This is a genomic window from Candidatus Poriferisodalis sp. (assembly GCF_965208925.1).
Lineage (GTDB): Bacteria > Actinomycetota > Acidimicrobiia > Acidimicrobiales > Poriferisodalaceae > Poriferisodalis.
In genome coordinates this window covers 1,160,580-1,172,328 of sequence record NZ_OZ242364.1, presented here as the reverse complement: position 1 = coordinate 1,172,328, position 11,749 = coordinate 1,160,580, and the positions used below count along the sequence as shown (strand labels likewise).

13 protein-coding genes are annotated in these 11,749 nt (G+C 68.3%); 8 read left to right on the top strand and 5 right to left on the bottom strand.

The window, feature by feature from the left end; translation table 11 throughout:
• Positions 1 to 102: 102 nt before the first annotated feature.
• The 5 genes from rplI to ACOGI5_RS05080 all read right to left on the bottom strand — a co-directional run bounded on the left by rplI (position 103) and on the right by ACOGI5_RS05080 (position 3,681).
• The gene (gene rplI, locus ACOGI5_RS05100; protein WP_419863376.1) at positions 103 to 552 is read right to left on the bottom strand and encodes a 50S ribosomal protein L9; all 450 of its coding nucleotides are present in this window, start codon (positions 550 to 552) and stop codon (positions 103 to 105) included.
• The gene (gene rpsR / locus ACOGI5_RS05095; protein WP_419863375.1) at positions 549 to 995 is read right to left on the bottom strand and encodes a 30S ribosomal protein S18; all 447 of its coding nucleotides are present in this window, start codon (positions 993 to 995) and stop codon (positions 549 to 551) included. The genes rplI and rpsR overlap by 4 nt, the downstream gene beginning before the upstream one ends.
• The gene (ssb, locus tag ACOGI5_RS05090; protein ID WP_419863374.1) at positions 995 to 1,459 is read right to left on the bottom strand and encodes a single-stranded DNA-binding protein; all 465 of its coding nucleotides are present in this window, start codon (positions 1,457 to 1,459) and stop codon (positions 995 to 997) included. Before ssb ends, rpsR begins: the two co-directional genes overlap by 1 nt.
• Before the next feature lie 11 nt (positions 1,460 to 1,470).
• Positions 1,471 to 1,806: a 30S ribosomal protein S6 gene (rpsF, locus tag ACOGI5_RS05085; protein WP_419863373.1), complete on the bottom strand. Its 336-nt coding sequence runs from the start codon at positions 1,804 to 1,806 to the stop codon at positions 1,471 to 1,473.
• Between the two features lie 228 nt (positions 1,807 to 2,034).
• Positions 2,035 to 3,681, bottom strand: coding sequence for a transglycosylase domain-containing protein (locus tag ACOGI5_RS05080; protein ID WP_419863372.1), 1,647 nt, complete (start codon positions 3,679 to 3,681; stop codon positions 2,035 to 2,037).
• Between the two features lie 94 nt (positions 3,682 to 3,775).
• On the opposite strand from ACOGI5_RS05080, the gene ACOGI5_RS05075 reads away from it, so the two are divergent.
• The 8 genes from ACOGI5_RS05075 (at position 3,776) to trxB (ending at position 11,694) form a co-directional block, all read left to right on the top strand.
• The gene (locus tag ACOGI5_RS05075; RefSeq protein WP_419863371.1) at positions 3,776 to 5,110 is read left to right on the top strand and encodes a CCA tRNA nucleotidyltransferase; all 1,335 of its coding nucleotides are present in this window, start codon (positions 3,776 to 3,778) and stop codon (positions 5,108 to 5,110) included.
• Between the two features lie 40 nt (positions 5,111 to 5,150).
• A complete protein-coding gene (locus tag ACOGI5_RS05070) occupies positions 5,151 to 5,546 on the top strand; it encodes a DUF5318 family protein (RefSeq protein ID WP_419863370.1) in 396 nt (131 codons plus the stop codon).
• A 74-nt stretch (positions 5,547 to 5,620) separates the two neighbouring features.
• Positions 5,621 to 6,103, top strand: coding sequence for a CarD family transcriptional regulator (locus ACOGI5_RS05065; RefSeq protein WP_419865434.1), 483 nt, complete (start codon positions 5,621 to 5,623; stop codon positions 6,101 to 6,103).
• A 24-nt stretch (positions 6,104 to 6,127) separates the two neighbouring features.
• A complete protein-coding gene (murJ, locus tag ACOGI5_RS05060) occupies positions 6,128 to 7,897 on the top strand; it encodes a murein biosynthesis integral membrane protein MurJ (protein WP_419863369.1) in 1,770 nt (589 codons plus the stop codon).
• Positions 7,894 to 8,745: a DegV family protein gene (locus ACOGI5_RS05055; RefSeq protein ID WP_419863368.1), complete on the top strand. Its 852-nt coding sequence runs from the start codon at positions 7,894 to 7,896 to the stop codon at positions 8,743 to 8,745. Before murJ ends, ACOGI5_RS05055 begins: the two co-directional genes overlap by 4 nt.
• Positions 8,742 to 10,247, top strand: a complete 1,506-nt coding sequence (locus ACOGI5_RS05050; RefSeq protein WP_419863367.1) for a hypothetical protein — start codon at positions 8,742 to 8,744, stop codon at positions 10,245 to 10,247. Before ACOGI5_RS05055 ends, ACOGI5_RS05050 begins: the two co-directional genes overlap by 4 nt.
• A 134-nt stretch (positions 10,248 to 10,381) precedes the next feature.
• Positions 10,382 to 10,711, top strand: coding sequence for a hypothetical protein (locus ACOGI5_RS05045; protein ID WP_419863366.1), 330 nt, complete (start codon positions 10,382 to 10,384; stop codon positions 10,709 to 10,711).
• Entirely contained in the window at positions 10,666 to 11,694 is a 1,029-nt protein-coding gene (trxB, locus tag ACOGI5_RS05040) for a thioredoxin-disulfide reductase (RefSeq protein WP_419863365.1), read from the top strand. The genes ACOGI5_RS05045 and trxB overlap by 46 nt, the downstream gene beginning before the upstream one ends.
• Positions 11,695 to 11,749 lie beyond the last annotated feature (55 nt).

Sequence of the window (11,749 nt, the reverse complement as noted above, 5' to 3'; positions counted from 1 at the left end):
CCACAAGCACCACGGTGGGGTACGGCCATGGCGCCATCGCACCAGAGGGGTGTGACACGAATACCGGTGACGCCACCGTGGCGACACCGGCACGGCGTCCGGCTAGCTCAGCGCGACAACCTCGACGTTGAAGGTGAACGACACCTCGGGGTGCAGCTGTGCTGAGACCTCGTGCGTACCGATGGTCCGGATCGGCGCCTCGATCGTCAGCTTGCGCCGATCGACCTCTGCGCCCGTCCGGGCCGTCATCGCCGCAGCGATCTCCGCGGTCGTGACCGATCCGTACAGGTGCGAGCCCGAGCCCGCCCGAGCCGCAATCGTCACACCGCCCGCGACCAGCTCCGTGGCAACGCGCTCGGCGGTTTCGCGCTCGCGCAGATCACGGGCAGCGCGCGCCCGGGACATGGCCGACGCCTGGCTGACGGTGCCCTCTGTCGCTCGCAGGGCCAGTCCGCGCGGGATCAGGTGATTCCGGGCGAACCCGTCTGCGACGTCGATCACCGATCCGGCGGTGCCGACACCGTCCACATCGCTGCGCAGCACGACCTTCATGCCTGCTCCCCTGCGGGGACCGCTGGCGCTTGGGCCATGACCTCGTCAAGCTGCTCGTCGATCCCGTCGTCGTGATGTTCCTGCTCGTCGCCCGGCGGCCCGCCGGCTCGATCAGCGGGCGGGCGGCGGTCGTCGCCGGGTCGCGGGCCGCGTCGCTTGTCGCCACGCCGTTGTGTCATCGGCCGGCGCGCGTACTCGATCAAGGCCATCTCGCGGGCCGTCTTGATTGCTCGGGCCACCTCGCGCTGCTGCTGGCGGTTGTTCCCCGAGACGCGCTGAGCCCGGATCTTGGCTCGCTCGGAGACAAACGACCTGAGCAGCTCGACGTCCTTGTAGTCGACGTAGGACACCCCAGCCGTAGTGAGCGGGCTGACCTTGCGCCGGCGCGGACGGCTCCGCAGATCTTTCGCGCGGGCCCGCCCGGTTCGCTTGCGTGGTGGCATTAGAACGGTTCCTCCTCAGGTGACTGCTGTGGTGCGCTGTCGCCGGTCTCCCAGCCGCCCCCGCCGCGGCGCTCGCGGGATCCGCCCCCGTCGCCGGCCGGGCCTCTCGGGATCCGGGTGATCTCGGCAGTCGCCCAGCGCAGCGATGGCGCAATCTCGTCGGCGACGATCTCCACAACGCTGCGCTGGTCGCCGTCCGGTGTCTCCCAGCTGCGCTGCTCGAGCCGCCCAGTGACGACCACGCGGTTGCCTTTGGCCAGCGACTCGCTGACGTTCTCGGCCAGTTCGGCCCAGCACACGACGTTGAAGAAGCTGACTTGCTCCTCCCAGTCGTTCGTCTGGCGGTTCATCCACCGCCGGTTGACGGCAACGCCGAGCACTGCCCGAGCGCGGCCGGTCTGGGTGAATCGAAGTTCAGGATCGCGGGTGAGATTGCCCACCACGGTGATGGTGTTGTCAGCCATGACGCCTCCGCTTATTGGCTGTTGGTCGACTCCTCGCCGAGCAATCCGCGCCGCTGCGCTTCATCGTCGGGGAGCCGGATGAGCTTGTGGCGGACGACGTCGTCCGCGATCCGCAGGTACCGCTCAACGGGGTCCATCGCTCCGGGCTCAGCCCGCAGCTCGATCACCGAGTAGTAGCCGCGTGTCTTGTGGTTGATCTCGTACGCAAAGTCGCGCAAACCCCAGAAGTCGAACGAGGCCACCTCGCCGATCTCTGAAATGCGGCCCTGGACTTCATCCATGGCCTTGCGGGCTTCAGCGTTCTCCAGGTCACCATCGCAGATGACCATCAGCTCGTATGCGCGCAATTGGGGGCGACCTCCTGTGGACCCGCCGGGGCGGGGCCCCTTGCGGGGCAGGGATGTGTTCTTGCACCCACCCCGCGAACCCGGCCCCAATGAGCAGACTCGCTGCAGGCGTCGCAGACACCTGTGGCTGTACGGACACGCGAATGCCCGTGGCGCGCTCGCAACGCTAGGCGCGGCGCTCGCCGATCACACCCTGAATTACTCACGCTTCGCCTGCCGGCTCAGCCTCTAGGGAGGGTGCTGCAAGGGATCCAGCACCGCCGCGAACAGCTCGCCCGCCGCCGGTGCAAGGTCGATCTCGGCCGTTGGGGGCCTCGCGGTGATTCGCACCGCGGCGGTGTAGTGCGTGGTCCACCCGGCGAACCAGGCGTCACCGGTCCCAGCCGAGACTCCGGCACGGCCGAGCGCCCGCACACCCGAAGGCAGCGTGAGCGAGTCCATGCCGGCACGCAGTTCGGTGATCGACGTCGCTGCGGGGACCGGGGTGCGCTGCATCGGCCATCGATCCGTATCGCGGTCGGGCAGCGACCGGCTCGGCGGGGTGTCGCCTGCTTCGAGCACGATCCGCAAGGTGCGCCGCTCCCCGCCGGTGGCGATGACGCCGAACGCCTCTGCGACCTGCGCCACGTCGCCAGTGAGCGCGACGGTGCCGGTGGAGGTCTCGTCGTCGACGTCATCGGCGATCCATGCCCCCACGACGTCTGCTGCTAGACCGAGCAGGTCGCCGAGCGGCCGCGGCCGCAACGCGGCTTCGACATCGACGGCGCCTGCCGCCGAGGCGCTGGCGGCGTTCACGAGCACGCGCAGTTCACCGCTGCGGTCCAGCACAGCGACATCGGCGCCGGCCGCAGGGCCGGCCGCGCTGTCGAACTGGGCGCGAACGGCCTGCACCGCGGCACGCTGCGCGGGCACGTCGACGCTGGTGGTGACATGCAGCCCGCCGGTCACCACTCGATGAATGCCGTACCGCTCGACGAGCTCGACATACGCCTGCCCTATCGCAGCCGTCAGGCCAGCCTCAGCGATGAGCATCCGGACGAACCCGCCCGCCGCAGCGTCGAGGGCGCCGCCGTCGGGGGTGCCCCCGCCGGCAGTGCCGACGCCGAGAGCGTCCGCTGGACGAACGCCGGCAGGCACCGGCTGGGACCGGCCCGTCGCCAATTCGTCGGACGTGAGCATGCCGTGCTCGTACATGGTCACCAGCACCCGGTCGCGATTTTCCCGAGATGACCGGTACCGGTCGACGGCCGGCCCCGACACTGCATCGACGCCCGAGGGAGCGTCGACGAGCGACGCTATGTAGGCCGCCTGGGTGACAGTGAGATCCGACGCGGGGATGCCGTACCAAGCGTTGGCCGCGGCATGAACGCCGTAGGCGCCACGACCCAGATACACGATGTTGGCGAAGCGCTCGAGAATCTCCGGTCGGCTGAGCTGGCGACCCAGCCGCAGCTCTGCCAGCAGCAGGCGCGCCTCGCTCGCTGCGCCGTCGTGGGGATCGTGGACAGTTTCGAGATACCGGCGCATGATCCCGTGGCGCGCCGGATCCGGCTCCCCCCAGAGTCGCCCCAGCGCCGCGGTGTATGCCCCGGCATCAACGCCGTCTCGCTCCAGGAAGCTCGGGTCCAGCACCGCGACCAGCGCATCGACGAGCGCAGGTGCCATGTCCTCGAGGCCCAGCGATGCGTGAGGGACGCTGGGGCCGATCTCGGCAATCGGAGTCCCGTAGCGGTCATAGAGCACGCTCGGCGCCACCGATGCGTGCTGCGGCGGCGGGGGGAGACTGTCCAGCAGGCGGCTTGTGGTGCCCACCGCAATCGCCACCGCCAGCACGAGCCACAGGAGCCATCGAGCCCAGCGCTGGCGAGCGGGCACCCGGCCCAAGCTACTTCAATTCGGGTACCGCGAACTCGCTGGCCGCTTGGGTGCGGGACTCAGCGGCTGCCGACCGATTTGTACGCTCGACTCAGTGACATCGAACCCTGCGGGATCGACCCCGGCTCGGGGGCCACAGCCGGGCACACAGGTGCTGAGCGATGATGACCGGCGAGCGCTCCTGGAACGAATCGAACCGCTGGCAGCAGCGTTCGCCGGCGCGGGGCATCGGTTCTTCCTCGTCGGTGGACTCGTTCGCGATGCGCTGCTCGGCCACGGCCTCTCCGGCGACATTGACATCACGACTGATGCCAAGCCGGACCAGATAGCAGTGCTTGCGGCCGCCTGGGCAGACACCGTCTGGGATCAGGGGAAGCGTTTCGGCACCATCGGCGCACGCCGGGGCAGCACGACCGTGGAGATCACCACCCATCGGGCCGAGTCCTACGACCGCGGCTCGCGTAAGCCGCACGTGCGCTTTTCCGACGATGTCGCTGTGGATCTGAGCCGGCGCGACTTCACCGTCAACGCCATGGCGATCGAACTCCCCGGCTGGGCGCTGCTCGACCCGTTCGACGGCTTGACGGACCTCGCGGACGGTGTGCTGCGCACGCCATCGTCACCGGAGGGCTTGTTCGCCGACGACCCGCTGCGCATGCTGCGGGCGGCCCGGTTCAGCGCGCAGCTCTCGCTCGTCGCTACGCCGGAACTCGTCGCGGCGGTGCGCAGCTCGCGCGCGCGGTTGGCCATCGTGTCGCGCGAGCGCATCGAGGCCGAGCTCACGAAGCTGCTCGAACTGCCCCAGCCCTCGGCCGGCGTGCGCTTCCTGGAGCACACGGGCCTGCTGGGAGATCTCCTGCCGCCATGGCGACGTGCCGATGCCGCAGTGCCGGCTGCCGCGCTGGACGACGTTGCTCATCTCAGCGATCTGGTCGCCCTGCGCTGGGCCATCCTGCTCGGACCCGTGTGCGACGAAGCCGCCGCAGCCCGATGCCTGTCTGCACTGCGCTGCGACAACGCGACCCGCAGGAAAGCTGCAGCGATCCTCGGCGCGGCCCGAGCACTCGAGGCCGCCGCCGCGGCGGCAACCGTCGCAACCGACCACGCGGCTGGCCGCCGGCTCGCACGGCAGCTGGTCGCCGATCACGAGCCGGAGCTCGACGCAGCAGCAGCCAGCGCGGCTGCGTGGGGCCGGGCCGTCCACGAGCCCTTCGCCTCATGGCTGGCCGAGGTTCGAGCAGGCGAAGGTGCCAGCCTCCGACGTCTGCCGATCGACGGTCGTCGCGTCATGGAGCTGCTCGGTACCTCAGGTCCCGCAGTCGGCGAAGCGCTGGAATGGCTGCGCACTCAGCAGATCGAGCACGGCCCACTGGATGCCGAAAGGGCCTGCCAACTGCTCACCGCCTGGAACCAGGGCCGCGAGCACTAGGGGCCGGGGGCATTTGAGCCCGCGCACTAGCGTGAGCCGCGTGGCGCTCCAGCCTCGCATCGCACCCGAACCCGCCCCGGCTGTACCCGGATCGGTCGACTACCGGCTCAGGCGGCGACGCCTGCTCGCGGATGTGGAAGCGGGCGTGGTGTCACGTGCCGAAGCGTGCGATGCCCACCCCGATCTGCTGCGCGCCGCTCGCAACGCCGCCCCGCCACTCGGCCGCCGCTGCCCGCTGTGCCCCGACGGCGACCTGCGCATCGTCGGCTACGTCTTCGGCCCACGCATGGGCAGCGGAGGCAAATGCGTGCTTTCGGACGCCGAGCTCCAGCGTGTCGCCCAGCGCAACGGCAGCTTCATGGCCTACGAGCTCGAGGTGTGCCCGGAGTGCGGCTGGAATCACCTCATCCGGAAGTACCCGCTCGGCGCCGGCTGATCAGGCGCCCGCCGCCGCGGCTGCAGCGGCCGGTGGCAGCAGTGAGAGTTTCTGGCATCCTTCCGCAGGTGACGATGAAGTTTCAGCTTGGCGACCGCGTGATCTACCCCCACCACGGTGCAGCGGAGATCATGGCCCGCGAGGAGCGAGACGAATTCGGCGAGGTCCGCGAGTACCTGGTGCTGAAGACGGCGCACGGTGAGCTGACCGTCAAGGTGCCCACCGACATGGTCGACGAAGTCGGCATGCGACCGCCGATCGACACCGATGACGTCGAGGATCTCTTCGAGCTGCTTGCCAAAAAAGACGTCCGCGAGCCGGCCAACTGGAGCCGGCGCTTCAAGAATCATCAGGAGAAGCTGAAGTCCGGCGACATCTACCAAGTCGCCGAAGTGGTCCGGAACCTCGCACTGCGCGAGAACGCCAAGGGTCTGTCGGCCGGCGAGAAGTCGATGCTGGAGAAATCGCGGCAGATTCTCGTGTCGGAACTGTCCATCAGCATGGATGTCACCGAGGACGAGGCCCGTCAACAAGTGGAATTGCGGCTCGCCGGCTGAGCGGGCAGCGATCGGGCGCGACACATGCGCCGACAGCAGGGCGCCGCGGCGGCAGCAGCCGGCATCGGCGTCTCACGCCTGTCAGGTCTCGCTCGCACAGCGCTCGTCACCAATGTTCTCGGGATCGGCACCATCGGCGACGCCTTCGCCGCCGCGATGCGCATCCCGAACTTCCTCCAGAACCTGCTCGGCGAAGGAGCGCTGTCGGGAGCATTCGTCCCCGCCTACAGCTCGCTGACCGAGCGCGACGAGCGCGCAGCCGGACGATTGGCCGGCGCTATTGCCACATTCCTGGTGGCAGTCACCGCGACCGCTGCGCTGATCAGCATTTTTGCCACACGTCCCTTGGTGCGGCTCATCGCCTGGGGCTTTGTGGACGAGCGGTTCGAGCTCACGGTCACGCTCGTGCGCATCACAGTGTGCGGCGCGGCGCTGGCAGTGCTGAGCGCCTGGTGCCTCGGAGTGCTCAACAGCCACCGGCGTTTCTTCCTCTCCTATGTGGCGCCAGTGGTGTGGAACGCGACACAGATCGCCGTACTGGTCGGCGTGCTCGCATGGGGGGTGGCGGGAGCTGACCGCGCTACGGCATTGGCCTGGGGCGTGACTGCGGGCGCAGCGGCCCAAGTGCTCGTGCAGTTGCGAGGCGTCTGGCGAGCCGACCCGCGGATCTCCCTGAACTTCGGTTGGCGGGAGCCGCAAGCCGCCGGGGTCATCAAGCGGTTCGGGCCCGCGGTGGCCGGTCGCGGGGTACTGCAGATCTCCGCTTTCTTGGATCTCGCGCTCGCCTCACTGCTCAGCGTGGGAGCCGCAGCAGCGATGGCCGCTGCGCAGACGCTCTACCTGCTGCCGCTGAGCCTGATCGGCACCAGCATCGCCGCCGCCGAGCTGACCGAACTGAGTCGGATCCGGGAGCCAGCCACGATTGCCGAGCGCACGTCTGAACGACTGTGCGCGACTGCCTTCGGCATTTCCGGCGTGGTGGCGATCTACTTCGCGACCGGCGGCCCGCTCACCGATTCGGTGTTCAATCTCGCCGGGCTGCGCACGGCGATCGCAGACGACGACATCACCCTGATCGCCCTGGTGCTCGGTGCCTACTCGCTCGGACTGGTACCTCTCGCGGCGTCGAGGCTGTGCCAGAACGTCCTGTTCGCCGCGCGCGACACGCGCACGGCGGCCACCGTCGCAGCGATCCGGCTGGCTGTCTCGCTGGCGGTCGGCGCGGCACTGATGCTGCCGCTGGACCGGGTGCTCGTGATCGAGGGCGCCCTCACCGGATTCGGCGACATCGATCTGTTCTCGCTGGAGTCCACATGGTCGCTGCTGGATGCGGGGATCCGTTCAGATCCGGCGCTGCCGGCCCGCCTGGGCGCGGTTGGTCTGGCGCTCGGTGCGGCGGTGGGCGCCTGGGTCGAGCTGGGCTTGCTGCGTCGAGCGGTGCTGCGACGCCGTCCCGCCAGGGCCGGCATGCCGACCCAGGCCGATTGGCCAGAGGGGCGACTGTTCGGGGGCGCGATTGCACGTCACCTGGTGCCGGCAGTCGTGACGTTCGTGGTCGGCCTGGGGGTCACGCTCGTGCTGGCACCAGTGCCGTCCGTGCTGCGAGTCGCGATTGCCGGCTTGACCATGGCGGGAGTTCACCTCGGATGCGGGCTGGCGCTCCGGCTGCCAGCGGCCCGAGCACTAACTTCGCAACTGTCCCGCATAACACCCGAGCGCGCGCAACGTGCGCGCGGCGCCGATGCCGACGCTGACCAGTCTTTGAACGACCATGAAGGAGACCTGCCGCAATGACAGCGCAAGGCCCAGTGCACATCATCACCGACAGTTCCTGCGACCTCAGCGAAGAGGTCGCTGCAGGCCTTGGCATCACGGTGGTTCCGTTGGAGATCAGGTTCGGCATGCAGTCGTTCACCGATCGCGAAGAGCTCAGCACGGCCGACTTCTGGAAGCGCTGCCGTGCCAGCGAGGAGCTCCCGTCCACCGCCGCTCCCTCCCCCGGCACCTTTGCGCAGGCATACCAGCGCGCCGCAGACGCCGGCGCGGCCGAGGTCGTCGTGATCACGCTGAGCGGGGATCTCTCTGCAACGATCGAAGCCGCTCAACAGGCGGCATCGGAGCTCCCGAGCGGGCTCACCTGCCATGTGGTGGACAGTCGAACGGTCAGTGCCGGGCTCGGGCTGCTGGTCATCGCTGCCGCCGAACTCGCCGCCACAGGTGCCGATGGGTCGCAGATTGCCGATGCCGTACGGGAGACAGCGCAGCGAGTCCGCGTTCACGCCGCTCTCGACACATTGGAGAATCTGCGCAAGGGCGGCCGCATCGGCGCTGCGCAATCGCTGTTGGGCTCGGTGCTGTCGATCAAGCCCTTGATCACGGTCACCGACGGCCGTGTCGAGCCGGCGGGCAAGCAGCGAACGCGCACTCGCGCACTCGCGCACCTGGTCGACCTGGTGGACGCAGAAGGCCCGAACATCTCCCAGATCGCGGTGATGCACGCCGACTGTGACGACGTCGACGACTTCGTGGCACGGATCGCACCGCTCACCGACACGGAGCCCAGGGTGATGCTGATCGGTCCCGTCGTCGGAGCACACGCAGGCGTCGGCACCATCGGCGTGGTCTTCGTTACGAAGGAGTGACCGACACCGGCTCGAACGAACGGTACGAGCGGCACGAACTGCTGCAGCCGGGCGCGGTCGAGACGTGGTCCGGCTTGGATCGCACGCTCAATCGACCGGTCACGATCCGCCGCGCAACTGCCGACAGTGAGATAGGTCACCGCCTGCGCCTGCAGGCCAAGGCATTGGCTCGGGTGGAGCACCACGGTCTGCTGCACATCCTCGACACCTATGACGATGCGGACCATTTTGCGATCGTCACCGAGCAGCTGCCCACGAGAATGCTCACTGACGAGCTCGCGGCACCCAACGGAGACACCAGGCGCTTCGCCGCGACCGAGGCGATCCGCATCGTCATCGCGGTGACCGAGGCGCTGGCTGTCCTGCACAGCGCGGGCTTCGCCCACGGCGGCGTCGACGCCGAGTACATCGGGTGGCGCGCTGAGGTGGGCTGGGTCATTCTCAACGGCCCGCCCACCGACGATGCCGTCACCATTCCCGCCACACGGCGCGCTGATCTGGCATCGATCGCTGTGCTCGCGCACCGGCTCATCGTCGGGGCGGCGCCACAGCGGCGACCCGACGGCACCTGGGAACTCGACCCAGCTGTGCCTGATGTCGTAGCCCCGGTTCTGGCAAGGGCCATCAGTGCATCGGATCCGTGGCCCGATGTTCCGTCGATGCTGCTCGCACTGCGGTCAGTCGTCGACGAGCTGCCGGCAACCGACGGTGCCGGCACTGATCGCAGGTCGGTATGGCAGGCAGAACGGCACTGGCTTGCACCGGTCGGCATTCTGGTGGCAGCAGCCGCCACGCTCGTCGGCGTCGCGTTGGTCACCGGGCAGCCGTCCGAACCGGCCACGGAATCGCCGCCGCCCCCGGTGACTACGGTCCCAGCCGCTGGTACCCAGCCCGTCGTCACGGTGGTGCCGTCGGCAACGGCGACCGCAACCGCGGTGACTGCCGCGCCGCAGACGGTGCCGACAGCCCCGCCGGCACCGACGACAACCCAAGTTCGTCGCGTACCGATCCTGCTGGAGTCGATCACCGATTTCGACCCGGCCGGCGACGACCGGATCGAGCATCCTGAACGCCTCATCTTCATCAATGACGGCGATCCGAGTACCGGCTGGAGTACCGCTCGCTACAACACCCGGGACTTCGGCGGGCTCAAGGACGGTGTCGGGCTGATCGTCGTGCTGTACGGCGACGAGCCGCACTCGGTCGAGCGCTTGGTGATCGATTCCCCCACTGTCGGGTGGTCCTTCGAACTGTATGCATCAAGCGAGCGCAATCGCACGCTGATCGATTGGGGAAACCCAGTTGCGACAGCGCAGGACATCACCGGTTCCACAACGCTGGAGGTGCCCGCTGCCGAGGCCGCTGCTCTGCTCGTATGGATCACCGATCTCGGCGACGAGCTGCCCAACGGCGGGCATCGGGTCACGGTTTCCCGCATCGAGGTCGCCACCACGATCAGCGGGGCCGAAGCACCGCCCAGCACCGACGCCGTCACGCCCTAGAGGTGAAGCCAAGATGCTTCCAAGAGGCCGAGCCGTGGCCCGAGCGGCCCGTGAGCGCAGCGAACAAGAGCGGGAAGCGACAGGTGCGACAACGGGAAGGCGGACCCATCGGCGCTCGCTCTAGGCTTCCGCCGATGATCTCGAAGCGCTCGAAGGGCTCCGGCGAGACGCCCGACGACAGCATCGACGCAGCCGTCGCTCGGTTCGCCGATGCCGTCGACGCCGTGCGGGCCCGGACGAGCGGACCGCTGATCACGGCCGCGCGAGCACTGGTGTACGGCCTGGTGATCATCACCGCAGCGGTCGGAGTCGTGGCGCTGCTGGCAATTGCGGCGATCAGGGCACTCGACATCGCAGTGCCGGGCGACGTGTGGTCCGCGCACCTGATCGCCGGCGGCGTATTCGGCGGTGCCGGAGCATGGGCCTGGTCCAGGCGGCGACCGCGCACGGCGAGGGAAACGTGAGCAGCAGCGCTGGCTCTCGCGACGCCGGGCCCCCAGACGCCGCTCCACGCGACGTCATTATCGTCGGGAGCGGTCCGGCCGGCCTTACTGCTGCCATCTACACCGCGCGGGCAAACTTGCGGCCGCTCGTGATCGAGGGCGAGCCATCTTCCACCAGTGACCAGCCGGGCGGACAGCTCATGCTGACCACCGATGTCGAGAACTATCCCGGATTCCCCGATGGCGTTCTCGGACCTGACCTGATGGCCAGCTTCCGGGCTCAGGCAGAACGCTTCGGTGCAGAATTTCTCACCGCTAAAGCCACTAAGGTCGATTTTGGCGAACAACCGTTCTCAATATGGGTTGGCGATACGTGTTATCGCGGACGCACGGTGATCGTGTCCACCGGAGCGCAGAGCCTGCTGCTCGAGCTGCCCAACGAGGAGCGTCTCATCGGTCACGGCGTGTCCACTTGCGCCACCTGTGACGGCTTCTTCTTCCGGGGTCAGGAGATCGCGGTGGTGGGCGGCGGCGACAGCGCACTCGAAGAGGCCACCTTCCTGACACGATTCGCAGCAAAGGTGTACGTCGTGCATCGACGCCACGAGTTGCGCGCTTCGAAGATCATGCAGGATCGGGCCTTCGCCAACGAGCGGATCGAGTTCTTGTGGAACCGGCAGGTGGTGGAGATCCTGGGTGACGAGCGCCTCGAGGGCGTCATGCTCGAGGACACTCAGACCAGGCAGCGTTCACCGCTCGACATCTCAGGCCTGTTCATCGCGATCGGGCATCGACCGAACACCGAACTGTTCGCGAATTGGCTCGACCGCAAGCCCAACGGCTATCTCGTGACCGAGGCCGGCAGCGCGCGCACGAACATCGAAGGCGTCTTCGCGTGCGGCGATGTACAAGACGATTACTACCGCCAAGCAGTCACAGCGGCCGGCTCGGGCTGCCAAGCCGCCATCGACGCCGAGCGATGGCTCGAAGCCCAAGGTCACTGAGACCCGAGGCGAAGCCGTGGCCCGAGCGGCCCGTGAGCGCAGCGAACAAGAGCGG

Bases quoted from the DNA above. Each gene is read 5' to 3' on its own strand.
- rplI (WP_419863376.1), bottom strand. From the start codon at position 552: ATGAAGGTCGTGCTGCGCAGCGATGTGGACGGTGTCGGCACCGCCGGA.
- ACOGI5_RS05045 (WP_419863366.1), top strand. From the start codon at position 10,382: ATGATCTCGAAGCGCTCGAAGGGCTCCGGCGAGACGCCCGACGACAGC.
- ACOGI5_RS05065 (WP_419865434.1), top strand. From the start codon at position 5,621: ATGAAGTTTCAGCTTGGCGACCGCGTGATCTACCCCCACCACGGTGCA.
- ssb (WP_419863374.1), bottom strand. From the start codon at position 1,459: ATGGCTGACAACACCATCACCGTGGTGGGCAATCTCACCCGCGATCCT.
- rpsR (WP_419863375.1), bottom strand. From the start codon at position 995: ATGCCACCACGCAAGCGAACCGGGCGGGCCCGCGCGAAAGATCTGCGG.
- murJ (WP_419863369.1), top strand. From the start codon at position 6,128: ATGCGCCGACAGCAGGGCGCCGCGGCGGCAGCAGCCGGCATCGGCGTC.
- trxB (WP_419863365.1), top strand. From the start codon at position 10,666: ATGGGCCTGGTCCAGGCGGCGACCGCGCACGGCGAGGGAAACGTGAGC.
- ACOGI5_RS05055 (WP_419863368.1), top strand. From the start codon at position 7,894: ATGACAGCGCAAGGCCCAGTGCACATCATCACCGACAGTTCCTGCGAC.